Source organism: Flavobacterium sp. Root186 (assembly GCF_001428525.1).
Classification (GTDB): domain Bacteria; phylum Bacteroidota; class Bacteroidia; order Flavobacteriales; family Flavobacteriaceae; genus Flavobacterium.
In genome coordinates, this window is the sequence record NZ_LMHW01000013.1 from 33,092 (window position 1) to 60,080 (window position 26,989).

Genomic DNA, 26,989 nt, shown 5'->3' on the forward strand with positions numbered 1-26,989 from the left:
TTAAAATGAAAGATATATACATAGCTGCATCCGCCCGTACTCCGATAGGCAGTTTTGGCGGAGCATTAAAAGACGTCCATTCCACTAAATTAGGGGCAATAGCAATAAAGGAAGTTGTTTCAAGGGCTGGTATAGATTCAACTGAAATACAGGAGGTGTATATGGGATCAGTTCTGCAAGCCAATTTAGGGCAGGCCCCAGCGCGTCAGGCGGCAATTTTCGCTGGCTTGTCCAATACAGTACGATGTACAACTATCAACAAAGTATGTGCCTCTGGAATGAAAGCAATTTCAATAGCCACACAAAGTATCCTCTGTGGTGATGCTGATGTGGTGGTTGCCGGCGGTATGGAGAACATGAGCCAGGTCCCTTTTTATTCCACAGATACCCGCTGGGGAAATAAATATGGAAACGCGGTTATGACCGATGGTATTGCCAAAGACGGCTTAATCGATGTTTACCACAATTACCCTATGGGTAATGCTTCCGATTTATGCGCCAAAGAATACAATATTTCAAGAGAAGAACAGGATGCCTTTGCCATTGAATCTTACAAACGATCTCAAATAGCATGGGAAAATGGAAAATTCGACGATGAGATCGTACAGGTAGAAATACTACAGCATAAAGGCGACTCAATTATTTTTAAGGAAGACCAAGAATATAAAAATGTTAAATTCGATAAAATAGCAGGTTTAAAACCTGCATTTTCCCAAACAGGTACCGCCACAGCAGCTAATTCCTCTACAATGAACGATGGTGCTGCAGCGCTTTTATTGATCAGTAAAGAAAAAGCTGTACAATTGAATATTAAACCAATTGCAATTATACGCGCTTATGCCGACGCCGAACAGGCACCGGAATGGTTCACTACCACTCCCGCCCTGGCCATAACTAAGGCCCTGCATAAAGCAGGACTCAAAATAGAAGATATTGATTATTTTGAATTAAACGAAGCTTTTTCTACAGTTGGATTAGTGAACATTCAAAAATTAAAATTGGACCCTAAAAAAGTAAATGTAAATGGAGGTGCTGTTTCTTTAGGGCATCCATTAGGCTGTTCAGGTGCACGTATAGTAGTTACACTCATAAATGTACTTAAACAGAACAATGGTAAATATGGGGTAGCAAGTATCTGCAATGGAGGAGGTGGTGCAAGTGCAATAGTTATAGAACTTGCCAATGAGTAATATCAATAGTACACTATCATAAATTCAAAAAACTAAAGAATATCCCCCAATGTTCTGATGACTAATTTTTAAAAGGGAAGAGTAATTAAAGACTCTCCCTTTTCTAAGTTAGGTGTTTTTTTTAACTAATTCTCTTTTATAGCTGCTTTTGGATCATAGGAGATAAACATATTAATGTAAATATTTCTGGATAATCTTAGTAATACTGGAAATAAAATAATCAGTACTACAATAATTGCAATAAACGATGTTTTTATACTGGACTCAAAAATAAGATATGAAATGATGAAAGTTGCAATTCCTACACCAACATTCAATCCATAACTTACATACATTGCGCCAAAAAAGAAAGAAGGCTCTATTTGATATCTTAGTCCACAATGGCTGCATTTCTCGTGCATTTTTAAAACCGAACCTAAATGCAGTAGATTTTTATCCAAATACATATTCTCATTCTGACATTTAGGGCAACTCCCTGTTACAATACTATTTAATTTAGATCCTTTTTTCATCTAATGATAATCGATTTTAAGCTCAGGTGCATGAGCTGTGGTTTAATTTTAAAACTTATGTATATACTAAACAAACCTGCAAGGCTTACCTCTTTAAAAGACGAAGGAACTTTAAGCAGAACCATAAAATCCTCCGTTTTAGTTTAACTGACCAATATTTACCTGACATAACTGTTTTATTGCTTTTGAGCGTCACTAACTCTGCCTGCCTATCCTTTTTAATAGGTTCTCTTAATCAAAAAGATGCTTTTATTTCTGAATAATCTTTTTGAACTCTTTCCCGTAATATATAATAGTTTACAATTTTTGAGTAAAATTATCCTTTTTTGTGCCCTCCAAAATATTTAAAAGTTAAATGAAGCAAAATTGCTCTGGATATTCGCATTATTGGGATTTGTAATAAAAAACATAAAATCAGGAAAATCGGCAGTATTACCTTTAAAGAAATTTCATAATTCTCATTTAAATATAACCCGAAAAATAGCAGAGGTACAAAAACAATCAGTACTATTGGGAAACCAATCCATAAGGCACTTGAATAAAACTCAGGTTCTATCCTAAAATCTTGATTACATTTTTTGCACCTTTCGGGCATTTTAAAAAATCCTCTCATGACAAACAGTCCCGGATTAGTAAATAAATTCCCGTTATGACATCTGGGACATTTAAGTTTAAATATATAATATAACTCTATTCTTGAATTCATTACATATTATTTATAATGGCCTGACCAAATTCAGAGCATTTAAGTAAAGTAGCCCCATCCATCAAACGTTCAAAATCATAAGTTACCGTCTTTTTATTAATTGCACCATTAATTCCTTTTACAATTAAATCAGCAGCATCCTGCCAGCCAAGATATTCCAGCATCATAACTCCTGAAAGAATTTCCGAAGAAGGATTCACTTTATCCTGATCTTTATATTTAGGAGCAGTTCCGTGTGTAGCTTCAAATATGGAAACCCCGGTTCTGTAATTAATGTTCGCTCCCGGAGCGATCCCTATTCCCCCAACTATAGCAGCCAAAGCATCAGAGATATAATCCCCGTTAAGATTTAGTGTAGCTATTACATCATACTGCTCGGGCCTTAAAATAATTTGCTGCAGAAAAGCATCGGCTATTACATCTTTTACAATTACTTGATGCCCATATTTTTCAATAACCTGCCAAGGTCCGCCCTCGTAATCTTTAGCTCCAAATTCATCTTTGGCCAATTGATACCCCCACTCCTTAAATTTACCTTCAGTGAATTTCATGATGTTCCCTTTATGTACTATAGTTACAGAGTTTTTCTTGTTTTCCACAGCATATTTAAGAGCTTCTCTAACAAGGCGTTCTGTACCTTCTCTTGAAACTGGTTTTATCCCTATTGAAGTAGTATCAGGGAATCGAATATCCTTAACCCCCATCTCATTGATTAAAAAATTCTTAACCTTCTCTAATTCTGGTGTACCAGCCATCCATTCTATACCAGCATAGATATCTTCAGTGTTTTCCCTGAAAATAATCATATCTACTTTTTCTGGTTCTTTTACCGGAGACGGAACTCCCTGGTACCATCTTACAGGTCTGACACAGGCATATAAATCAAGTTTTTGTCTCAAAGCAACATTAAGGGATCTCATTCCTCCCCCAACTGGTGTTGTAAGCGGTCCTTTGATAGCTACTAAATATTCTTTGATATCCTCAATTGTTTCATCTGGCAGCCAGCTTCCTGTTTTTTCAAAAGCTTTTTCCCCTGCATATATTTCTTTCCATTGAATCCTTCTGTCTCCACCATAAGCCTTCTCTACGGCTGCATCAAAAACTAATTTTGAGGCTTTCCAAATGTCCGCTCCTATCCCATCTCCTTCAATGAAAGGAATTATAGGATGTGATGGGACATATAATCTTCCATTTTGAATGCTGATCTTATTTTCTGTCATAATTTTATTTACTTATATAGTTACTTTTTTAATCTATTTCCGTTTTTAGTTTTTCTTCTAGTAAAAAAAACAATTCTATCATAATTTCAATAAAATCAGCCTTTTTATATTTTCAACAAATATATAACATTTGTTATAAATAATACTATTATATGTTATTTTTATTTATTACATTTGGCGTATGAAAGATTTTTTTGCCCAATTTGATTTTCAGAGCAACCTGCTTTTCCAAGGATTAACCCCTGAGGAAAACAAATCAGTATGCAGTGTTATGGAACCCCTTACCATCAAAAAAGGGAATACGCTTTTTTACGAACAGGGAATCCCTACCGGTATTTTCCAAATAAGAAAGGGTAAAGCCAAAAAATTTAAACGTGGCTTTAGCGGAGATGAGCAGATTTTTTACATCTATACTGATGGCGATGTACTGGGATACCATGCATTACTGGGTGAAGAGCGATATCAGGACTCTTGTGAGGCATTAGAAGATTTAGAAGTAAACTTCATTGCTAAGGATGATTTTTTAAAATTATTAAAAGATATTCCTTCTCTGCAGCAAACTTTTATAAAAAACATTGGTCACGAGTTTGGCGTTCTTGCCAATACAATTGCTGTACTGGCACAAAAAAATCAAAATACCAGATTAGCAATATTTTTACTTCTTCTGGAAAACAGATTCAATCAAAATTCTGAAAAACCCAAGGGGATTGATTTAACTCGTGATGATTTGGCAAATATTATCGGCACATCACAGGAAAGTCTGGGAAGAAGCCTTAAACAATTTAAAGAAGACGGAATTATTGAAATTGACAAACGAAGGATTTACATAAAAAATAGATATCCTTTATTGGAATTTTTAGACCTCAAAGTAACCGATTTATAATAAGAAAAAGGCATTATTAAATCATAATGTTTCTCTCATTGGTTAAATCTGTACCCGTGGTTTCTTTTTTTTGAGTTAAAAAAACCTAATGTATTAACAATGTGTAATGGTGCCTTTTCTTTCAGTTAACAGTTGATTTATTTTAAATATATACAAGCTACATTTTAATTTATGGAAGAAGTATTTATAGTAGCTGCTAAAAGAACTACTATCGGAGGATTTCTTGGGAATCTGTCCGATTTTTCAGCTTTTCAGCTAGGGCAAATTGCTATTAATGGCGCTCTAAACGAAACAAGTTTAACTTCAAGAGATATTGACTCTGTCTATATGGGTAATTTATTCTCTGTCAATCTTGATGAGTCCTCTGCAGGACAAACATCCGAATCCTCAGGGATTTCAAGTAAATTAAACTGCATAAAAATTGACAAAGTCTGTACTTCAGGAATGAAAGCTGTAATGCTGGGCATTGAACAGATTCAATCAGGAATAGAAAACATCGTGATTACAGGCAGTACAGAAAGCATGAGTAATGTATCCCCTTCCTCTTTGAAGAGAAATAAAAATAAGTCAGAACACACTAATCTTACTGACAAGCTGCTCAATGACCAGCATATTAACACCTACAATGATCAGGATATGGGACAGCTGACTGAATTATATAGCTAATAAAAGTAATTATGATTTACTTCTGATTGGTTTAGGCCAATCTATATACGAGGGCAGTTTATTGGGTAAAGTACTACGATTTACAACCCGAATGATCAATCCTGACAAACTGATCAATACAGTTACAGGAAAAGAAAATATAATTGGCAGCTCACGTTTTGATGAAGGCACAAGACAAATAATATCCAAATCGTAAATACCGGTAGGTATTTTTATCGATAAAAATTTTACAGATACTTCACTGATTTTTATTCCACTATTTGATACCAAAGACTGGAATCAGATTGTAATTTATAGAAGTTTATTTATAACAGCAGTGCAGTAATAATAGTTTTAGATGTGGAAGGACAAATAATGGCAGATTTACCAGCCATGGAAAAAATACATTCGATTGAACAGAGTACTCCCACTCAATTTACATTTAAGAAGAAACAAACAATTGAGAAAGATTTTTTGGTTCAGCAAAGCCTTATGCTGATAGGCGCAGAAGGCTGGAGACATTTGGTTAATACAAAAAGTTCATGGTTATCTGATATTCCTTCAACATTGATTATTGCAGACGAAAAAAAATAAAAACTTCCAAAATAAATTCATCCCTATATAATAAATATTCCTAATTAATACAGGGATGAATTCTTTAATCAAATCTTAAACCTTTTCCATTTCTATATATTAATTCTAATATCATCTTATGAAAAAGTGCTGATGCAGAACAATTTTAATATACAATGGTTTATAATCATTTATGTTATAGCAAACCTATAAACATATAATAATATTATTTCTTCACAAATTTAGTTAGAATTACTATTGCCTGCCCATCTATTTTTCCTTCAATTTGCTCATGATTGTCATGAACTAAACGAATATTTCGCACCGCTGTACCAACTTTTGCATTTAAAGATGAGCCTTTTACATCCAAATCTTTGATAAGAGTTACCGTATCGCCGTTTTGCAGGATATTACCATTGCTGTCTTTATGGAAATTAATAGATCCGTCACCAGTATGGTCTCCGGTTGCTTTTGCCCATTCCAGATTTTCATCCTCTAAATACATCATATCCAGCGCATCAGCAGCCCAGCTTTCATTACGAAAACGGTTAAGCAGACGCCATGAAACCACCTGTACGGCCGGTACTTCACTCCACATAGATGTCAATAGAAAATTTTTCCAGAAAATATCATCCAGCTCCTCTTTCTTTTCAATTTGATTAAAGCATTTTTCATTGATTAAAATCCAGCTGTCGGCTCCTTTATTTTGAGCAGGCGGGACTTCATAAGCTATTAGATTTTCACTTCTGCCGCTTAATTCACATACATTTCCACTTCTCTTTTTTAGTAATTCTTCTAATTTCATTTTATTTATAAATAAAGTTTAAAGACTTCTCAGAACATATTCTAAAATTCATATATTCTTCACCGTCCATATTTTAATTAATTTTATTCAGTAGGCTTATAGATTTTCATGCTCCAATTTAAGCCGTTTTTCTCCAGAAGCTTAATACCCCGCTGTGCGAAATGGATTCTAAGCTGAAACTTTTTGGAACCTCTCTGCAATTGCTCCAGTAGGTAACCAGTTTTGTGCCAATGGGAGTTTTCTCCAGCTGGTCTTTAAGATAAGCTGTATATAGATTATATAGTTCCTCACTTGGATCAATTAATTTGTCAATACGGGCCGTCAGATCTATATTTTCCTGAAATGAATTGAAAAAATAGAAAGCGTCATAATCCAAAAAAGATATCTCCATAATATTTGAGTGTACGAATTCTACATTATCAATCTTATATTTTTTGGCAATTTTTCGCGATAATTTTATAAGCGATTCCCTTTGTTCCACCCCATAAAAAATTCCATCTGTTAAAGCGGCCCCCACAAGGCAGAATTTTCCAGCCCCCGAGCCTATATCCAATACTCTTTTATTGGGTTTGTCCACCAAAAAACCAGCTGCTTTTCTGGCTATTTTTACGGGGGTCCAATGGCGGGAGGCCAGCTTCTTTATCCTAATAGGGTACACTTGGTTAAACTCGTTATCATCAATAGATTTATTTTGCTTGAGATGTTCAAAAATCATTTTATAAATACTTTTGCATTTGCTGCAGTTGGCTTAATTTTCCTTGCTAAATGGAATAATTTAACAGGTGGTAAAAATATAGAGAGTCCCAATATATTTAACTGATTAATATCTTTCTAAAATTTGATTTAAATCAAGAATTCCGTTCAAAGGATTCCGATTTCAATTATAAATCAGGAACGATATAAGAGCTGCCTAAATTATGGCGCCAAAACGCAAAGCATCTTCTCAATCAAAATGAAGTAGGATCTTATAGTAGTCATTACTTTTTTCCTGCCCTGAATCTTTAAGATCTTTTTTGCTTTTTTTTCTGTTTTCGCTTATAAAAATCTTTATCCTTTATTAAGCCCACTGACATTCCCACACACCCTTCACCTTATATTTATATTGCACGCATTCTCCACATATGCATCTTGATTAAAACCACATTATATTTCCCATTCCCATTCTCCATTTCAACTTTTTCTTATGCAAAAGAGTACTGTGTCTGCATGTCATTTCAGAAAGGCATTACAGATGGAAAGACAGACCGATAAAAAAAATCATACAAGCCGCTAAAAAAATCTTTTTCCAGCAATCCGCTCCAATCCTAAAAGGTTGAGAGAGCTTTCATCGCTATTAGAATCTATAGCCACAAGGCCTAAACTTTCCAATTCCAATAAGGCTTCCATGACTCTTGCCTCAATTTCGATGCTGCTCCCCGATAAAGACGCACCGCTGCCAGGGCCACAATACATTTCGGCCATTTCTTCAAAAGCCAGACTGCAGGGATACGCATGCCCTAGAGCGATCAAAATCTGATCTAAAAACTCGCACCTGCCTTGCTCCTTCCCAATACTCATTTGATTCATATATTTCTAAAATTCAAAACCGTTATAGGCTTATATATATTTACATTCTGATATCTTCCGCTTTATTCGGACTAAAAGTTAGCAGCATAGGCAAGCTGCGAAAAATTGAACAGTTGTATCCTTCTGCCTTCCATCCAGATCAGCCTATCATCTTTAAAATGGTACCCTCTCTTTGATCTGTTTAATGCAGCCCCCTTTAATGCCGGCAGACAGTAAATCCACAGAAAGTCAAATAGCTTGCTGCAATTGAAAAAAAACCTTCTGGCGAATATTGGCACTGCGCTGAATTAAAATAGCCGAGTCATGTTAAAAAATCAATATCATATTTTGTCCAAATAAAAAACCCGAGATTTAGCGGCTAATCTCTGTCCCTAAAATTCCATAACAAATAAATCCTACTAAAATCCTGATAATAGCCGCTACTCAATTCTAGGAGTCTCCAGAGACTAAAATACAATTAAATACTTTGCAAAAAATTTGATTTAAATCAAGTAAATATTTTTCAAGACAAACGTATCGGCAACATTTTTAATGTTTTAGCAAAATCTCTAAATCCTTCAGCTGCGAAACAAAACGTCCGCTTCATAGTGTTTACCATTTATGGGATCAGATATGCACTGACCTTTCATTTTTGTCTCAAAGAGAAATCAATTTTAACCGGTCTGCCATAAAGTGATATAAAACAGGCTTCAGCATGCCCATGGGTATGATCCTGCTCACAATGTCCAATGATCCTGCATAGAGCGCCCAAATCAGATTTCTGCCCATTGCCAAACTTGATTAAAATCAATTTGCCGCAAAAAAAAGCCGCAAATTAAGATAGAATACTTGAGTGGCAGTTATTTTTGGAAAAAAATGAAAAAAGAAAAATGTTTTTGGCACCCTACGCTTTGTCTTCGGAGGTTAGCCGTTTAATCTCTGGTCTCTAAGCAGAAATAAACCACTTTTTAACACCGTTTGAACAGCAATCAATAAGTATTGACTTCATACTTTTTTCTCATCCAAAAAGTTAAAACGATTTTTTTTTTAATAACTATTTTCCTATGATTTTTTTGCTGCAAAACTTAAGTAAGGCTATTTAATCAAAAAAAAAAATATTTTGTTAAAAGTTCCGAAAATCAAATAAATTTATTTTTAAATCCCAGACAGTAATTCGTAGAGCCAAAGAAAGACAATTCTACCTTAACTATAGCAATCTTTTTAAATCCTTCATAATATTTGTAGAATTGTATATTATTTTAATGCCATAAACCAATTGAGTTTTTATATTTTTTTGCATCAATCCCCAACAGGACATCTAAACCAAATTTATAAAGCCAATGAAAGACAGCCACTACCAGTAGTAAGCCAATCTCTTTAAATCGTCCATAAATTTTATAGAAATTTGTCCTGTTCCTGTCACAACAAGCCAAATGGCGTCAATTGAAGACAATTGACGCCAATTTTTTTTATAATCTCACTTTATTTTTATTAGTTTAAAGATCCGGGCTACTCAGCAGCCAATTGATATTTGTTTAATTGAAGATTATTATTCTCCATTTTTTACTTTTTTAGAAAGTTATTTATAAATACAAATTTCGGTATGATGCCCCATGTATTGTTTTATTTATTGATTTGTGAGATTTACTGTTTTACTTTTTCCATTTTAAACGCAAGCTGTTACTTACCACACTTATACTGCTGAATGCCATTGCAGCGCCTGCAATCATAGGGTTAAGCAAAAAGCCGTTTATCGGATAGAGAATGCCCGCTGCAATGGGAATACCAATCAGATTATAGACAAATGCCCAAAACAGATTTTGTTTTATGGTAGCTACTGTCTGTTTGGATAATCTTATTGCCTGTGGAATTTTGGTAAGATCCGATGATATAATGGTCATCTTGGCTACATCCATTGCAATATCACTTCCTTTACCCATTGCTATACTAACATCGGCAGTTGCAAGGGCGGTACTGTCATTGATTCCATCGCCCACCATTGCAACGATTTTTCCTTGTTGCTGGAGTTCTTTTATAAAAGCGGCTTTATGCTGGGGCAGCACCTCTGCCTTATAATGTCTGATACCTGTTTGCTCAGCAATGGCTTTCGCAGTGGCTTCATTATCTCCGGTAAGCATATAAAGGTCAATGCCCATAGCCTGCATTTCCTGGATAGCCTGTGCTGATTTTTCTTTTATATTGTCAGATATTGCAATTACAGCAAGAGCTTGTCTGCTGTTTAAAAACCAAATAACAGTTTTGGACTGGCTGCCCCATTGTTCGGCCTGGATTTGTAATTGGTCATCAATAATGATATTGTTTTCTGCCAATAACTTTTTATTGCCCACATAATAGGTGTCATTGTCATGGCCGGCTTTTGCACCTGTACCGGTTATACTTTCAAAACCGGACAATGCGGGTGTCGGTATGCCGTCAAAATGTTTCACTACGGCTTCTGCCAATGGGTGCTCCGATTGTTTTTCAATGCTCAATAAAACATTGCTGGCTGCATCATCATTGTTCAGCCATTTGAAACCCGTAACCTCTGGCCGCCCCTCAGTAATGGTTCCGGTTTTGTCTAAAACAATAGCGTCAACTTTCTTTGCCAGTTCAAGGCTTTCAGCATCTTTAATCAGGATGCCATTCTCAGCACCTTTACCAACACCTACCATAATAGCGGTTGGTGTTGCTAAACCCAAGGCACAGGGACAGGCGATAACCAATACCGTAACGGCTGCGAGCAATCCATGTACCACTCCGTTATCGCCATCCAAAACAAACCACAACATAAATGTCAGGATGGCAATTCCTATCACAACAGGAACAAATATACCGGCAATCTTATCTACCAATTTCTGTACAGGTGCTTTGCTTCCCTGCGCATCCTGTACGGTTTTGATAATTTGGGCAAGCATCGTTTCTTTTCCTACTTTAACGGCCTTAAATTGAAAGCTCCCTTTTTGGTTAATCGTTCCTGCAAATACTTTTTCACTTCCTTTTTTTAGTACTGGTATCGGCTCGCCGCTAAGCATACTCTCATCAACATAGGAACTCCCTGAGGTTACTATACCATCCACTGCAATTTTTTCGCCCGGCTTTACAAGAATAACGTCACCTGTAGCTACCTCTTCAATAGCAGTCTGTTTTTGGGTTCCGTCCGGTAGTATCACGATGACGGTTTTGGACTGTAGGCCCATCAGCTTTTTAATTGCTGAAGAGGTATTCCCTTTGGCTTTTTCTTCCAGTAATTTTCCCAGCAGAATGAATGCAATAATAACAGACGCCGCTTCAAAATAAACATGGGCGTGTAATCCGCGCCTGTGCCAAAATTCAGGCAGCAACATATTGAATACACTGAACAGATATGCAATGCCTGTACTGAGTGCCACCAGTGTATCCATATTGGCTGAACGGTGTATAGCTTGTTTCCATGCATTGATGAAAAAATCTTTGCCTAACCATAAGACAACAGGTGTAGAAAACAGCCACATTATAGGGTCTGCGTAGGGCATATTCATAAAGAACATCCCAATAACAACCACAGGAAAAGACAAGATAGTTGCCCAAATGGTTTTGATTTTTAGATTCTGGAATTTTTGAGCATGGATTACTTCTAAAGTTTCCTGTTGTTTGGTTTCATCCTCAATCAATAAATCGTAACCGATAGATTGTACCGCTTTTTGCAGTTTGGCCGCATCGGTCATATTGGGCAGGTATTCAACGGTAAGATTACCCGTTGCAAAATTTACAGCAGCGCTTACCACTCCTGGCTCGTATGTAACAATGCTCTCAGCACTGCCCGCGCAAGAGGCGCACGTCATGCCCAATACTGGAAACGTGTTTTTTACGGTCGAAACGCCATACCCCAAGTCCTTGATTGCTTTGATCGCTTCCGCTACCGCTTGTGTGTTGTCAACCGTGATAACAGCCCTGCGGTTGTTCAGCTCTACCTGGTGTGTTTCTATGCTTTTCAATCTTGCCAGTCCCTTTTCAACGATGAGTGCACAATGTTCGCTTTCTACATCTTCCAAGGGAAGATAAATGACTTGCTTCTTTTTATCTGTTGCCATTTTTTTTTGCTTTAATTAACAATACAAAATTGGGATAATATGGGTGGGAAGCGTTGTGGAATTATGAAATGGATTTGTAAGATTTACTTAGACCTTATCCGATGGTTTTCTTTTATCCTCCCGTCTTTGCTTGAAATAGCTCGGAGTAAGCCCGGTTACCTTTTTGAACTGGTTGCTTAGATAAGCAACACTGGAGTAATTAAGGTGAAATGCAATTTCACTGAGGGACAATTCGTCATAAACCAATAGTTCTTTTATCTTTTCTATTTTTTGGGCGATGAAGTACTTTTCAATGGTGGTGTCTTGCGCTTCGGAAAACAGGTTGGACAAATAATTGTAATCATGTTGAAGTTTGTCGCTTAATACATCGGAAAGATTGGTTTTTACACCATTTTTTTGATGATGTACTAAATCAATAATTATATTTTTATTCTTTCTACAGTTCTGTTTCTCTTATCGTCAATGATTTCAAATCCTAATGTAAGCAGCGTTTTTTCCAATTTAAATAATTCTTGAGTCGTAGGTTCGCTGCTAAGTGTAATCTCCCCCAGCTTTATGCTCTTTAGGTTTAAGCCTAACTTTCCCAATTCATTCTGCACCACCATAATACAGCGGTCACAAACCATATTTTTTATAATAAGCAACATCACTTTGCTTCACATCTAAAGAAAATATTAATTTGAAACTCTAAAATAAATTTATAACCGTTTATTCTTCAAATTTCCAATTGGTAAGTAATAAAGCAAACCGATTCCTATCAGAAATAATATCAATGAAGCTATAAATGCAGGAATAAGGATTTCTTTATTATTATCCAAAGCATTGTTCAAGGCGGCATATAATAACCAAATTTGAATAGTCACATTTAGTATTAATATAAAAATAATAGTAGAAAGTATCGCGTTTAATTTATTTGGATTGGCTTGATTCTGACTAGTTCTAAAAGTACTCATGGTTTTTTATTTTAGGGATTTATCCTGGTTTCTCTTCCAGATTCTCTGATGCTCTTACATAAATGGCATTCTCTTTAAAAAGCACTTCCAATTTAGGCAAAGCTCTGGGCGGGGGGCCAGCGATAACATCTCCGGTTTGAGCGTCAAAAGAACCTTCGTGACAAGGACAATGAATAACTCCCGTGCCAGGCTTATAAAAAACAGAGCAGGAAAGATGGGTGCATTTTTGTTCATACGCTTTGAATTCTCCCGTCTCCAGATGAATCAATATATAAGGGATTGTACTTCCTTCGATAACAAAAGCACGTGTACCCCCTACAGGCACCTCTTCTTTTTTACATACAAAGTGCTCTCCATCCAGGTCATCTTTTGGAAATAGGTGCGCTTTGGCTGCCACCAGACCACTTCCAACCATTAACCCGCCTGAAACTAGTGTGAGGAATTTAGCAAAGTCACGGCGGCTCACATTGGTTGCCTGTTGTTTTTCGATTGGAAAATCTTTTTTCCAGTTTTTATTTAAATTATCTTCTTTAGACATGAATTCTAATAAATTATTAATTGATTACTGCCTTTTGGCATCATAATATTAACTTTTGTATTCACTACCTCTTCTCCAAAAAGGAAAGTATTTACTGGCGAACTATTTGGACGCATTTCCTGTATTTCCTCTCTGGTGCCGTAAAACAAAGCCCCACTTGGACAAACCGTAGCACACATAGGTTTTTTGCCCACGCTTGTTCTGTCGTAGCACATCGTACATTTCATCATCAAATCGTAGGACTCTTCTTTTTTAGGCACGCCAAATGGACAGGCCATCACACAATTCGAACAACCAATACATCTTTCCGTATTGGCAGTATGAACAATTCCGAATTCGTCTTTTGAAATAGCATCAGCAGGACATACATTTGCACAAACAGGATCGTCACAATGCATACACACCTGTACAGTAGTTTGCACAGTTGATGCCCTATCGACATAATTTACGTGAATTAAAGATTCCTGACCATTGGTTTCGCATTCAGCGCAAGCCATTTCGCAGGCTTTACAGCCAATGCAACGTTGCATATCTACAAAAAACTCTTCATTTTTATTAAAATTGGTATAATTCATTTTTTGTTTTTTAGTTGTTAAACACTAGCATAAGCCATAGATTCGCTCGAAGGTGGTGCTATTTCACGCAAAGGTTCCAGATGACAGGCACAAACTTTGAATTCCGGAATTTTAGAAATAGGATCTAATGTTCCGGGAGTTAATTGGTTTGCTGATTTTTTTCCAGACCAGTGGTACGGTATAAAAACCGTGTCCTCGCGAATCGTTTCTACAATGTTTGCAGGAAAAATGCCTTCACCACGCCGGGTAGTAACTTTTATTAATTCCCTTTGTTTGATGCCGTATTGTTGGGCTAAATTTGGATGAATTTCCAATAAAGGCTCCGGATACTGATCAACCAATTTTCCAATTCTTCGTGTTTGTGTACCACTCAAATATTGAGAAACCACACGTCCTGTCGTCAAAATTATTGGATAATCGGCATCTGGCACCTCACCTGGAACTTTGTACGGTGCCGGATTAAAATGAGCCCTTTCATCTGAGGTTTTAAATTTTTTATCTTCCCATAAACGCGGTGTTCCGGGATGTCCTATTTCAGGACAAGGCCAAAAAACACCCATTTCGTCTTCAATTCTTTGGTAGGTAATTCCATAATAATCAGCAGTTCCTCCTTTTGAGGCTACCCGCAATTCGTTAAAAACGGCTTCGCTGCTATCATAGGTAAATTTATCCTCTTCGCCTAAGCGTTTGGCTAATTCCAAAATAATGGAAGTATCGGTTCTGGCATCTCCCGGAGGAGTTACTGCCTGACGGATGCGGATAACACGCCCTTCGGCAGAAGTGGTCGTACCTTCTTCTTCTTCCTGTAATGATCCCGCTAAAACAATATCGGCATGACGGGCCGTTTCGTTCAAGAAAAAGTCAATGCAAACATAAAATTCTAACTTTTCTAAAGCCTCCCGAACATAATTACTATTGGGCAAAGAAACCAACGGATTAAAACAAATCGATAATAGCCCTTTGATTTCCCCACGATGAATGGCTTCGATTATTTCGTAAGCCGATAACCCTTTTCCGGGAAGATCTTTCTCATTAATACCCCAAACTTCTGAAATATATTTACGATGTTCCGGATTTTCAATATCCCTATTTCCTGGCAATTGGTCGCATTTATGACCGTGCTCTCTACCGCCTTGCCCATTTCCCTGTCCGGTAATAGTGGCATAACCGCAATATGGCTTACCAATTCTTCCTGTTGCGAGTACCAAATTAATGCATCCCAACACATTATCTACGCCTTTAGAATGATGCTCAATACCACGGGCATGAAGCAAAAAGCTGGTTTTGGCTCTGCCCCATAATTCGGCTGCCTGTTGAATTTTTTCTTTTTTAATCCCTGTAACTTCCTCTGCCCATTCCAGGGTATACTCTTTTACGGAATCTATAGTCTGCTGAAAACCTGAGGTATGGTTGGCAATAAAATCGTGATCCAGCATGTCATGATCCACCAAATATTTCAGCATTGCACCATACAAAGCCGAATCTGTTCCCGGGCGGACATCCAAATGAAGATCGGCTGTTCTGGCTAATGGAATCATTCTTGGGTCAATAACTATCAATTTTGCACCACGGTCTCTGGCTTTCCAAATCCAGTGGGTTAATGTTGGGAAAGTTTCACTAACATTGGCACCAGCCACAATAATTACTTCCGCATATTCCAGATCCGAATAGTTATTAGAGCCCCGGTCCAGACCAAATGCTTTTTTATTTCCTGCTCCTGCACTTACCATACACAAGCGTCCATTATAATCCAAATTTTTTGTTTTTAAAGCGACACGGGCGAACTTACCCATCAAATAACTTTTTTCATTGGTGAGCGAAACACCCGAAAGGACTGAGAAGGCATCGTTTCCATATTGCGCCTGAATCCTTTTAATTTCAGAAACTGTTTTACCCATCGCATCATCCCAGGACGTTGGTACAAATCCTTGCCCTTCTACTCTTTTTAGCGGGGACAAGAGACGGTCCGGATGATTGTTCTGTAAATAGCGCTGAACCCCTTTAGGGCACAATCGGCCTTCGTTGAACGGAAATTCCATCCAGGGTTCAAAACCTACTACTTTGTTGTCTTTAACCGACAATTGAATACCACACTGCATTCCACAAAAACAACAATGTGTTTTTACCAATTCATCTGGCTCATCCCTGCCCTCATAACCATCTTTCGGTGTGTAGTTTTTATGAGGTCCAAATTGCGTGATAATGTTTTGTTCCGAAACAGGTAATTTTGCCATGTTTTATATTTTTTAACCGATGCGATAAAAAAATCGCCAGTGTTGTTTTTAATTTTCAATTCAACTAAAAAAAATTAGCCAAATAAATTTCCGCCTTCCAGCCTTGCTTTTAAGTGGGCTTGTGCCAAACGGGATCTTTTTCCTTCAGGGCTTAAATCTAAATGTGATGTTCCATCCGGCCTGTCAAAATTGAAACCTAATTCCTTAGTTACCGTTTTAAGATCTTTTATATGCAAATTGGTAGCGAATTCCTCTCCGGTATGCTCACAAACTGCCATTCCCATTTTCATTCCCTGCTTTTTATATATGTGTGCCCCGATCTGTGCCGGACGCTGAATGATATGAAAAAACTTTCCAAACGGAATCCAGATTAAGAACATAATTACCGTTACTGCATGCAAAACAGCTAGGAAATCAAATGCAAAACCTTTCATAAACTGATAGGAATAGGTTAGCCCCAATCCTGTAGCGGAAATAGCAATTAATAAAATTAGGGGTAATAAATCGCCTTCAAAAGTTTGAGTAGCAATTAAACCAGGATTAGTCAAACGTCTTCTCAAATAATATAATGAACCAAATATAACCAGGTAAGAAGACCAGTTCAGGGCATGAAAGGTCAGGAAAGCCATAATGGAACCCAATTTAAATTCCATGACCTTGAAACCGAAAAAATGTGCTTCGTAAACCGATATTGAATCGGGGGCCATAGTAAAATGAATCCAACCAAAAGTCAGTGGAATCGTAATTAAAAAAGCGGAAGTACAGCCTATGGCAATCATAAAATGCGCCATCCACCGATATTTGCCCCGGGGATAAATAAATTTCTGGAAAGCAATATTTTCAATTGTTTCTTTTGAAGCAAACCAAAAGTGAGAAAACACTTTTCCCGTAAACAAGTAACTTACTCCTCTTTTGAAATAAATCCACGTTGGCGGCCTTTGCAGCCAAACAGAATAACGGTATACAATACCAAAAAAAGCAAATACTGTCCCAAATAAATACGTAATTAATGCCGCATCAAAATTTTGCAGTTTTCTGGATCCATAAAATACTAATATGATCATTAGCACGGACATGGAAGCGGCAATTAGTAAAGCCTTTATATTGTAGTTTCTATTTTTCATTTTAAATTATCATTACTTCAAGTCACTTTTAAACCTTAATTATTAAAGAATAACTGTTAATTTACAAATTACAATCCGAACCAAATACATGAAATAGGTTTCATTTTCTGACTATTTATAAAAACAGCTTTTAAAAATGGTGTACTACTAAAGACGGTTAATTTACAAAAAAAATGGAAAAAGCTAATCGATTGCAAGATCAATTGATTAATTTCTTTCTAATTTATAATAAAAATTAATAAATATTTTATTCATTGGCTATTCTATAACGTCTTTTCTATCCATATCCTGAGCAAATTCAGGTAGTTTTTCTTTAGTAACTTTTACAATTACACGGTGCATCCAAATCAAACAAATAATTGATAAAACAAAGATAAAGAGCCATGAGCTGGTCCAAAATCCAGTAAAAGCAAGCAGGTATCCAAAAACTATCGGACCAATAAATCCACCCAAACCACCAATCATTCCAACCATTCCTCCTATAACCCCTACCTGATTTGGAAAATATTCAGGAATGTGTTTATAAACTGCTGCCGAACCAATTCCCCAACAAGTCCCAATTAAAATAACCAAGACAAGATAAACCCACATATTCGCTTCAAAATGAATTTGCGTGATTCCGTCTGCAATTAATTCTTTTTTCTGAACTTTTTGATTTTCTGCTACAACAACTTCCTGCCATGTTTTTTTAGATGGAAAAAACGGATTGTGCTCTGCATTAACATCTTTTGAAGTAACTAAATATTCTTTTTCTCCAATAACTATTTTAGATGGTGAAACTTGTTTAACCGTTCCTGCTTTTGCTGCCATCAAGCCGCTACCGGAAGTAGTAATATTCATTTTTGGAAATAAGAGTAAAAAACTCAACACTACCGAAGTACTCAATACCCAATACATCACTTTTCTTGCTCCAAATTTATCGGATAAAAATCCTCCAAAAGCACGAATAATACCAGCTGGTAAACTAAAACAAGTAGTAAACAGCCCTCCTAAAATTAAAGTTGTATGATAAACATTCATGAAATTAGGCAACAACCATTGGGAAAATGACACAAACGAACCAAACAGCAAAAAGTAATAGGTTCCAAAGCGCCACACACGCACCTCTTTAAGCGGTTGTAAAAGTTCTTTAACTGTTTTTGCTTTGGCTTCTATTTTTTTAGTTTTCGAAAAAAGAATAAAAACAATACCCATCGTCAACAGTACTACACCGTAAATAACAGGCAAATATTTCCACCCATTTACGGGATCTGACTCTGAAAAGTATTTCAGCATACTGGGTGCTATAAAGGGAGTAATAGAAGCTCCTGCGGTACCCATTCCGAAAATTCCTAAGGCACGTCCTTGCCATTCTTTAGGATACCATAGTGAAGTATAGGCCACACCAACAGCAAAACTTGTTCCTACCATTCCGAACATAAAGCTCAATAATGCAAACATCCAAAAATTAGCAGCAAAAGGAAGCAAAAACAATGGAATAGATGCCAAAATCAGCAAAGCAGAATAGACCACGCGACCTCCATATTTATCTGTTAAAATCCCCATTGGTAACCGCATGAGCGAGCCTGTAAGTATTGGAATTCCCAGTAACCACCCGATTTGAACTACATTCCAATCAAAAATTTCCTGATCCACTAAAAATGTGACTAAAACACCATTTAAAGTCCAACAGGCAAAACAGACTGCAAAAGCAAGTGTGTTTAAAAATAATATTCTGTGTGATTGTGATAAATTGCTCATACTTACTTTAATTAATTCTTAAACAAAGATAAAATAGTCCGTAATCCTAAAACATGATATAAATCATTTATTGTTTTCAACTCAAAATAACCAGAAAATAAAGATTAAAGTAATAAAAATAAGCTATAAAACCCAGCATTTCACAAAATAAAAAAAAACAAATACTAATCCAATCAGCCATTGGGGTTATGCAAAACTTTTTAAAATTAAGTATTCTAGACAGCTTTCAAGTGAATTAAAAATTATTTTTTATGAGAAAAAATCTGAGGATTTACATTAATCATTACCCACGCCCAATTGTTAACGTGATCAACGTGGCCATCTTTCAATCTTTGCATGGCATCGGTAGCAAACATTTGGGAATAACCTCCCGTTACATTCACAAATTTATGCGCTGAATAGCCAAATGTAAAATCGATTTCCGTACCAAGATAATTTTTCATTTCATTTCCATTAGCATCCAAAACGGTATTCGCAGCATTAAAAACATGGGGAAATAACGCAAATTTCCATTTGTTGACATTGTATGCAAATTTCAAAAAAGCATCCTTTAAACCAACCGAGTTTTTATGATTTCCGACATAGAAATAATCCATATAGCCATTGAAGGCATGATTGGTTCCAAAAACAGGATGAAAGGATTTTATTGCTGAACTAGTATTTTCCTGGCTCTTTCCGGAGAGATATTCGTATCCAAAACCAGCTGTAAACTTATCGGTCAGCTTATAATTAAAATTAAGAGCTACGTCAAAAGCATTTACTGTATTAGTTGCATTTTTTCCTGTTTGTCCATAAAACCATAAATCCCCGTCCCAGGATTTTCCTTTGCTTTTCCAATACGTCCCAAAAGTCTGCATGTAATCTACTTTCAATTCGGGTGTTGGTGTTGGAACCGGAGCTGTTAATTTATTTTCATAACCTGTATTTAAAAACAAGAAACTCATCTTTATTTTTCCTAATTCAGTATGGTACCAGGCATATTGCATCGATTTGTAATTTAGTACCGTATAAGGTGTTGCAAGTTCGGTTTCAGCATTTGCATTATATGCAATTGCTACATCCAGATGGTTTTTGTTACTTTTAAAAGTTGTTATCGCAGCATCGTGACTTTGCGCTTGTTGTGCCCAATCGACTTCACCAAAAATGCGTTGATTGTCATACGAAATCACCTGACGGCCTAAACGCGCACTCCATTTTTCACTAAAGTTATATTGCACCCAGGCTTCATATAACTGAATCCCGTTTACATCTGATTTGGTATTTGTGGGCACATCTCCCCAAACACGAACATTTTGCATACTAAGTCTGGTAATAAATTGATCTTGCCTGAAGTTCAGATTCAAACGAGTTCTGGATGAAACAAATTGAGCTGCCGTTTCTCCATAAGGAATTGGGGCTTTATAGCCATTTCTAAACTCGTAACGAGGTCTGATCTGTAAATTTGCATCCAGTTCCTGAGCAAAAGCAATACTGCTGAACACTGGTAAAAGTGTTATAACAATAATTTTCAAGATTTTCATTTTGTAAGTTTTAAGGAATAAGTTTACTCTATCTTTGTAGCTTCTTCAGTGATTTTTTTAATCGTTGCCTCAGAATTTACACCCAAACCTTCTTGCTGAAATGTTAATTCCCCTTCGGCATTAAAAACACTTATTATGTTAGAATGCGAAAAATCTAAAGGAGCAATTTTCTTGTAGTTGACTGCCAAAACCGCTGCAAACTCTCGGGTATTTTCTTCTGTAGATCTCAAAAATTCCCATTGTCCCCCATCCATTTTATTAGCAATAGCAAATTCTTTTAATCGTGCCGGAGTATCAACTTCCGGATCTATGCTTACCAATAGGAACTTTACATCGGGTTTGATTTTCTCAGACAAACGAGATTCTATATTTCGCATATCGGCCACTAGTCTGGGACAAGCTGCCTTGCAGGAAGTATAAATCATTACCATAACGAGCACTTTGCCTTTTAAATCCTTCATTTCAAGATTTTGCCCATTTTGATTGGTCCATTTTGAAGGCAGATTGTATATGGATAAATCTGAAACCGGTTTATCTTCGGATTTTTTATTAGTATTACATCCCTGTAAAACTAAAAGGACTAATGTTAATCCCAGGAACAGTTTTTTCATTTTTTTATATAAATGGTTTAGAATCTATTTTAAATCTTTGGCACAGCGAAAACCTAAGTTTTTGGTTGTATAATTTGCTTTCAGGCTGCTTCTGAAAGCATAGCGCATAAAAGCCGCATAATCCATTAAATCGGTGGCATTTACGGATCCGCTGCCGCAAAAAAGATTCTTATCTGTAGCTTTATCTTTTCGGGACTCCCCTGACAGAAAGATACTATTGAAATCGCCTGTCCATTCCCACACCAAACCGTGCATGTCATAAACCCCCCAGTAATTCCTGAATGTTTGACCTACAGGGTTTAAATAGGTTTTTGGCTTCTCATACCACGACAAAATGTATTTATTGAATTCTTTTTTAGAACGTGCATCAATACGTTTTTCATCGGCCATGGCTACATATTCCCATTCGTCCATTGTTGGCAGTCTTTTGCCTTGACATTCGCAATATTTTTTGGCAGCAAACCAGGAAACATTGGTAACCGGGGCATTGTTTAAATTCTTTAAACCATAATCGAAATCACTTGTCCATTGTGCCAGATAACTTTGATCTGCAAAAATTCCTTTGATTTTAGAGCGACTATACTCTGGGTATTTTTTGATAAAAGCAAGAAATTGTATATTGGTAACTGGATACACATCAATAGTAAAAGAAGGTATGTTGACCGGTTTTTCAGAAGTAGCACCATAAAGGGGCACAAAACTACCGCCCTTTATGGATGCCATTTTTTCTTGTTGAGCAAAAAGAGAACTTACACAGAATATAAATAGGATTGATATTGTTTTAAATACTGCCATCTTTTACTTTTTTTGATTTATTCTAATGTTCCTGGGCTACTTTTGGAGCAGGTTTGGCTCTAACAGCTTTTACTTTTGCCGGAGTTATTACTGTTTTATTATTGCCCCAACTGTTGTATATGTATGTCAGAACATCAGCAGCTTGCTCGTCAGTTAGGTTCTGACTGGTCATCACGTTATTGAATTTCTTGCCATTAACGGTGATCTCTCCACTTAATCCGTGCAATACCGCGCCAATAGCTCTATCTGGATTCGCATTCAGGTAATCTGATTTTGCCAATGGAGGAAAAGCATTCGGAATACCTTGCCCTTCAGATTGGTGACAGGCATAACAGGTACGGTCAAATAAATCTTTACCGGCTTTAATTTGTTCAGGAACAGTTTTTGCAACAGTAGTTTTAGGAACTGCTTTGCCTTTTGGCATACCTTGAATTGTCCCACCTTCTGGTAAATAAATTCCATCTTGTATGGTTCCAGAATACAATTTTTTATTTTCCTCGCCTTCAACTTTCAGCATTCCAAGTGCTCCTTTATTAAAGGCCCTAAAAATCGAGTGGTCTACCAGTATAAAAGTTCCCGGAACATCTACTTTAAACTCCACAATGGCCGAACCACCTGCAGGTATTAAGGTAGTTTGTACGTTTTCGTTGATCATATCCCCTCCTTCAATATGCACTTTGTCGAAAATTTCTCCAATAACATGGAAAGATGAGACCAAATTAGGACCTCCATTTCCCATATAAATACGGACAGTTTCACCAACTTTGGCCGTTAAAGACTTATCTCCGGCGAGAGCTCCAACTTTCCCATTGAAGACCACATAATCAGCTTGTTCCTTAATGGCTTTATCCATATCAAAAGGTTGAGAACCTTGTTCCCCATAACTGCCCTTGGTGTAAAAATCACCTTGCATGATGTAATATTCTTTATCAACTGGTGGCAAGCCTCCTTCTGGTTCAACCAAAATCAACCCATACATTCCGTTAGCAATATGCATTCCAACTGGTGCTGTAGCACAATGATACACGTATAAACCGGGATTTAAGGTTTTGAAACTAAACACTTTTTCGTGACCTGGGGCAACCAACGATGAGGTTGCTCCTCCTCCTGGTCCGGTTACCGCGTGTAAATCAATATTGTGAGGCATTTTGTTATCCGGATGGTTTTTTAGGTGAAATTCTACTTCATCACCCACTCTGGTTCTGATAAAACTTCCGGGAACAGAACCCCCAAAAGTCCAATAAGTATATTTTACACCATCTACCATTTCTCCTTCAATTTCCTTAATTTCCATATTGACCACTAATTTTGTAGCTTCACGGTCTCCTACTGCTTTCGGAACAAACGGAGGCGCCGTGAGTTCGGCAGTTTGCTGCCCTTTGGCCTCAATATTTTGATAATTTTTTGCTTCATCGCTTCCTCTTTTGCAAGAAAAAAATCCGACTAAAACAAGCAACATTATAAAAAACCCCCTTATTTGTCTGTTTAATTTAACACTGGTTTTCATATTATTTTGGTTTGAAATTTATAGTGTAAAAATAAAGGATAAAAATATCCTTTATTATGATATTTGTCATATTCACTATTTTTAAAAAACTCCAAAAGAAAAGATATTTACAGCTGACTATTTTCCTTTAAAAATAAAAATGGTTAAGGTCACTTTAAAAAAATATTTAAAAAAATGCAGTCTTATGATTTAAATCATATTCTGCATTTTATAATTATACGAATTTTACAATATCAAATAATACATTAAATAATAATAAGACAACTGGATAACAAAATAAATGATGAAGTGTGTTTAATTAAAAGACAAAATACTCTTTTATTAAGATCATCATCGTTTAATCATTTACAAATTATAATCTAAATAAAAATTATGGAAACTTTAGAACAAATTACAATCGGAGAATACGTGGCAAAAGATTTTAGAACAGCAGCCTTGTTCTCAAAATACGGAATAGATTTTTGCTGTAACGGAAACAGAAGCATTGAAGAAGCCTGCCAGAAAAAAGCAGTGACTGCAGATGTTTTATTACAGGAAATTGAAACAGTTCTATCATCAAAAAGCGATTCAGGAATTGATTACAATGCCTGGCCGATTGATTTATTGGCTGATTATATTGAAAAAACGCATCACAGATATGTATCAGAAAAAACACCAATACTGCTGCAGTTTTTAGATAAGCTCAGCAGAGTGCATGGCGCAAAACATCCTGAACTATTATTAATAAATGAGCTTTTTAAAGGCTGCGCAGGAGAATTGGCACAACATATGAAAAAAGAAGAGCTGATTTTGTTCCCATTTATAAAAAAAATGGTTCATGCTACTCTATCTGATGAATTAATTGAGCTGCCTCATTTTGAAACAATTCAAAATCCAATTGCTATGATGATGCACGAGCACGACGCCGAAGGTGTCCGTTTTAGAAAAATAGCAGAATTAACTAACAATTATACACCGCCAGCCGATGGCTGTAATACTTATAAAGTTACGTTTGCAATGCTAGAAGAATTTGAGCAGGATTTGCATAAACACATTCATTTGGAGAATAATATTTTATTTCCAAAAGCTGCCAAACTTGAAAAAGACTTTACAGCTCAATAATAAGTAGCTTTCAATCACTAAGAACTAACAACTATGGAAAATTATGTCATCAAAAGAAATGGAAAGTATCAGCCATTTGAAAGTTATAAGATCAAAGATGCAATTGAAAAAACTTTTCAGAGTGTCTCTATAGCTGTTGATGAAAGTGTTTTTGAAAGTGTGGCTATACAACTCGAAAACAAAGAAGTATGGTCTGTTGAAGAAATTCAGGATGTAATCGAAAAAAAATTATTCGATAAAAACCATTTTGATGCCATGCGCTCCTTTATGCTATACCGACACACCAGAAAGCTGCAACGCGAACATCTTGAAGGATTGAATGATGATACAACTTATGTCGACAGCACCCAAACGATTGAAGAATACATACAACAAACAGATTGGCGGATCAACGCCAACGCCAACACCTCTTATTCGAACGCAGGATTGGTTAGCAATGTAGCAGGAAAAGTTATCGCAAATTATTGGCTGGATAAAGTGTATTCTAAAGAAGAAGGCTATGCACACCGCAATGGTGATATTCACATTCACGATTTGGATTGCCTCACGGGCTATTGTGCGGGTTGGAGTTTGCGTGTATTGTTAAATGAAGGTTTCAATGGAGTCAGAGGCCGGGTGGAAAGCAAACCGCCATCTCATTTTAGGGAAGCTTTAGGACAGATGGCAAATTTTCTGGGGATTTTGCAAAGCGAATGGGCAGGTGCACAAGCCTTTAGTTCTTTTGACACCTATTTGGCTCCTTATGTATTCAAAGACGATCTCCTTTATGATGACGTTTTAAAAGCGGTACGAAGTTTTGTGTACAACCTGAATGTTCCCGCACGCTGGGGACAATCTCCCTTTACTAATATCACTTTAGACTGGGTTGTTCCTGACGATTTAAAAGCACAAATTCCGACTAAAAATGATTGTCATATTTTTGAAAAGAACAATAGTACAGACCTATTGACAAGGGCTAAAAGCAGAGGAGTTTCTGAAGTTACTAATTTACGATACGAGCATTTTCAAAAAGAAATGAATCTAATCAATAAAGCGTATTATACCGTAATGACAGAAGGTGATGCCAATGGGCAGCCCTTTACCTTCCCTATTCCAACGGTTAATATTACCGAAGAATTTGACTGGGATGGAGAGAACACAAACCTGCTTTTTGAAAACACAGCGAAAATTGGTTCTTCTTATTTTCAAAATTTCATTGGAAGCCAATATGTTTTGGACGAAAATGGCAATCAAATAGAAAATGAAAATGCCTACAAGCCCAATGCTGTTCGCAGTATGTGCTGCCGTTTGCAACTCGATTTGCGCGAACTACTAAAACGTGGAAACGGACTTTTTGGAAGCGCTGAAATGACAGGAAGTATTGGCGTGGTAACTATTAATATGGCTCGTTTAGGTTATTTATTCAAAGGAAACAAAGCAGCTTTATTTCAACAATTGGACAAGCTTTTATTGATTTCCAAATCAACTTTAGAGAAAAAAAGAACTTTTATTCAGGGAATGTACGATCGTGGATTGTATCCCTACACCAAACGGTATTTACAACATTTCAGAAATCACTTTTCAACTATTGGTGTAAACGGAATGAACGAAATGATACAGAATTTTACCCATAATGAAGACGACATAACTTCTGAAACTGGTATTGAACTTGCTTCTGAAATTCTGGAACACATCCGGGACAGAATGAAGCAGTATCAGGAAGAAACTGGAAATCTTTATAATTTAGAAGCCACTCCGGCAGAAGGAACGACATACCGATTTGCCAAAGAGGATAAAAAACGTTTTGACGATATTATTCAGGCGGGAGCAGAAAAAAATATTTACTACACAAATAGTTCCCAAATCCCTGTAGATTTTACCCAGGATCCATTTGAAGCTTTGATGCTTCAGGACCAATTGCAATGCAAATACACAGGAGGAACCGTTTTGCATTTGTATATGAGCGAAAGAATAAGCTCACCTGAAGCTTGCAAAAATTTTGTAAAAAAAGTGATTACTAATTTTAAATTGCCTTACATCACAGTAACACCTGTATTTAGTGTTTGCCCTGTTCATGGCTATCTAAACGGAGAGCATGAATATTGCCCAAAATGCGATGAAATTATCATTGAAGAAAAAACAAAGCTTATAGAGATTTGAAAA

Annotated in this window: 23 protein-coding genes and 1 pseudogene; 6 read left to right on the forward strand and 18 right to left on the reverse strand. The window is 36.5% G+C overall.

Annotated elements, in window-relative coordinates; all coding sequences use genetic code 11:
- Window positions 1–5 precede the first annotated feature (5 nt).
- Window positions 6–1,190, forward strand: coding sequence for an acetyl-CoA C-acyltransferase (locus ASD98_RS13415; RefSeq protein ID WP_056205529.1), 1,185 nt, complete (start codon window positions 6–8; stop codon window positions 1,188–1,190).
- A 125-nt stretch (window positions 1,191–1,315) separates the two neighbouring features.
- Here ASD98_RS13415 and ASD98_RS13420 read toward each other — a convergent pair whose 3' ends face one another.
- The 3 genes from ASD98_RS13420 to icd form a co-directional block, all read right to left on the reverse strand.
- Window positions 1,316–1,702, reverse strand: coding sequence for a DUF983 domain-containing protein (locus tag ASD98_RS13420; protein ID WP_056205531.1), 387 nt, complete (start codon window positions 1,700–1,702; stop codon window positions 1,316–1,318).
- A 316-nt stretch (window positions 1,703–2,018) separates the two neighbouring features.
- Window positions 2,019–2,408 carry a DUF983 domain-containing protein gene (locus tag ASD98_RS13425; RefSeq protein WP_056205533.1) on the reverse strand — a complete coding sequence of 130 codons (390 nt, stop codon included), beginning with the start codon at window positions 2,406–2,408 and terminating at the stop codon, window positions 2,019–2,021.
- Window positions 2,408–3,628, reverse strand: coding sequence for an NADP-dependent isocitrate dehydrogenase (icd, locus tag ASD98_RS13430; protein ID WP_082577851.1), 1,221 nt, complete (start codon window positions 3,626–3,628; stop codon window positions 2,408–2,410). The genes ASD98_RS13425 and icd overlap by 1 nt, the downstream gene beginning before the upstream one ends.
- Before the next feature lie 181 nt (window positions 3,629–3,809).
- Here icd and ASD98_RS13435 point away from each other — a divergent pair, with 181 nt between their 5' ends.
- The 3 genes from ASD98_RS13435 to ASD98_RS13445 all read left to right on the forward strand — a co-directional run bounded on the left by ASD98_RS13435 (window position 3,810) and on the right by ASD98_RS13445 (window position 5,750).
- Window positions 3,810–4,511: a Crp/Fnr family transcriptional regulator gene (locus ASD98_RS13435; protein WP_056205535.1), complete on the forward strand. Its 702-nt coding sequence runs from the start codon at window positions 3,810–3,812 to the stop codon at window positions 4,509–4,511.
- 171 nt (window positions 4,512–4,682) lie between these two features.
- Entirely contained in the window at window positions 4,683–5,177 is a 495-nt protein-coding gene (locus tag ASD98_RS13440; protein ID WP_056205537.1) for a hypothetical protein, read from the forward strand.
- 339 nt (window positions 5,178–5,516) lie between these two features.
- A complete protein-coding gene (locus ASD98_RS13445; RefSeq protein ID WP_206779296.1) occupies window positions 5,517–5,750 on the forward strand; it encodes a hypothetical protein in 234 nt (77 codons plus the stop codon).
- Window positions 5,751–5,955: 205 nt separating this feature from the next.
- Here the strand turns inward: ASD98_RS13445 and ASD98_RS13450 are convergent, their stop codons facing one another.
- The 15 genes and pseudogenes from ASD98_RS13450 to nirK form a co-directional block, all read right to left on the reverse strand.
- Window positions 5,956–6,534, reverse strand: coding sequence for an alkylphosphonate utilization protein (locus ASD98_RS13450; protein WP_056205541.1), 579 nt, complete (start codon window positions 6,532–6,534; stop codon window positions 5,956–5,958).
- A 118-nt stretch (window positions 6,535–6,652) separates the two neighbouring features.
- Entirely contained in the window at window positions 6,653–7,249 is a 597-nt protein-coding gene (locus ASD98_RS13455) for a methyltransferase domain-containing protein (RefSeq protein WP_056205543.1), read from the reverse strand.
- Between the two features lie 554 nt (window positions 7,250–7,803).
- Entirely contained in the window at window positions 7,804–8,100 is a 297-nt protein-coding gene (locus ASD98_RS13460) for a hypothetical protein (RefSeq protein WP_056205544.1), read from the reverse strand.
- Window positions 8,101–9,731: 1,631 nt separating this feature from the next.
- Window positions 9,732–12,149, reverse strand: a complete 2,418-nt coding sequence (locus ASD98_RS13465; RefSeq protein WP_056205546.1) for a heavy metal translocating P-type ATPase — start codon at window positions 12,147–12,149, stop codon at window positions 9,732–9,734.
- A gap of 87 nt (window positions 12,150–12,236) precedes the next feature.
- Window positions 12,237–12,799: pseudogene (locus tag ASD98_RS13470) on the reverse strand (helix-turn-helix domain-containing protein).
- A gap of 48 nt (window positions 12,800–12,847) precedes the next feature.
- Window positions 12,848–13,102 carry a DUF6755 family protein gene (locus ASD98_RS23715; protein ID WP_082577852.1) on the reverse strand — a complete coding sequence of 85 codons (255 nt, stop codon included), beginning with the start codon at window positions 13,100–13,102 and terminating at the stop codon, window positions 12,848–12,850.
- Between the two features lie 19 nt (window positions 13,103–13,121).
- A complete protein-coding gene (locus tag ASD98_RS13475) occupies window positions 13,122–13,640 on the reverse strand; it encodes a Rieske (2Fe-2S) protein (protein ID WP_056205548.1) in 519 nt (172 codons plus the stop codon).
- 5 nt (window positions 13,641–13,645) lie between these two features.
- Window positions 13,646–14,215 carry a 4Fe-4S dicluster domain-containing protein gene (locus tag ASD98_RS13480; protein ID WP_056205550.1) on the reverse strand — a complete coding sequence of 190 codons (570 nt, stop codon included), beginning with the start codon at window positions 14,213–14,215 and terminating at the stop codon, window positions 13,646–13,648.
- Window positions 14,216–14,232: 17 nt separating this feature from the next.
- A complete protein-coding gene (locus ASD98_RS13485) occupies window positions 14,233–16,449 on the reverse strand; it encodes a molybdopterin oxidoreductase family protein (RefSeq protein WP_056205552.1) in 2,217 nt (738 codons plus the stop codon).
- Between the two features lie 74 nt (window positions 16,450–16,523).
- Window positions 16,524–17,573, reverse strand: coding sequence for a hypothetical protein (locus ASD98_RS13490; RefSeq protein ID WP_056205554.1), 1,050 nt, complete (start codon window positions 17,571–17,573; stop codon window positions 16,524–16,526).
- Window positions 17,574–17,831: 258 nt separating this feature from the next.
- Complete coding sequence (locus ASD98_RS13495) at window positions 17,832–19,313, reverse strand: nitrate/nitrite transporter (RefSeq protein WP_056205555.1); 1,482 nt, start codon at window positions 19,311–19,313, stop codon at window positions 17,832–17,834.
- Between the two features lie 242 nt (window positions 19,314–19,555).
- The gene (locus ASD98_RS13500; protein ID WP_056205557.1) at window positions 19,556–20,833 is read right to left on the reverse strand and encodes an alginate export family protein; all 1,278 of its coding nucleotides are present in this window, start codon (window positions 20,831–20,833) and stop codon (window positions 19,556–19,558) included.
- A 23-nt stretch (window positions 20,834–20,856) separates the two neighbouring features.
- Window positions 20,857–21,444, reverse strand: coding sequence for an SCO family protein (locus ASD98_RS13505; RefSeq protein ID WP_056205559.1), 588 nt, complete (start codon window positions 21,442–21,444; stop codon window positions 20,857–20,859).
- 24 nt (window positions 21,445–21,468) lie between these two features.
- Window positions 21,469–22,167: a formylglycine-generating enzyme family protein gene (locus tag ASD98_RS13510; RefSeq protein ID WP_242412112.1), complete on the reverse strand. Its 699-nt coding sequence runs from the start codon at window positions 22,165–22,167 to the stop codon at window positions 21,469–21,471.
- Window positions 22,168–22,261: 94 nt separating this feature from the next.
- On the reverse strand, window positions 22,262–23,746 hold the full coding sequence (gene nirK, locus ASD98_RS13515; protein ID WP_056205561.1) for a copper-containing nitrite reductase: 1,485 nt from the start codon (window positions 23,744–23,746) through the stop codon (window positions 22,262–22,264).
- Between the two features lie 372 nt (window positions 23,747–24,118).
- On the opposite strand from nirK, the gene ric reads away from it, so the two are divergent.
- Together ric and ASD98_RS13525 are read left to right on the forward strand one after the other, a co-directional pair.
- On the forward strand, window positions 24,119–24,847 hold the full coding sequence (gene ric, locus ASD98_RS13520; protein ID WP_056205564.1) for an iron-sulfur cluster repair di-iron protein: 729 nt from the start codon (window positions 24,119–24,121) through the stop codon (window positions 24,845–24,847).
- A gap of 33 nt (window positions 24,848–24,880) precedes the next feature.
- Window positions 24,881–26,986 carry a ribonucleoside triphosphate reductase gene (locus tag ASD98_RS13525; protein WP_056205566.1) on the forward strand — a complete coding sequence of 702 codons (2,106 nt, stop codon included), beginning with the start codon at window positions 24,881–24,883 and terminating at the stop codon, window positions 26,984–26,986.
- Window positions 26,987–26,989: the final 3 nt, after the last annotated feature.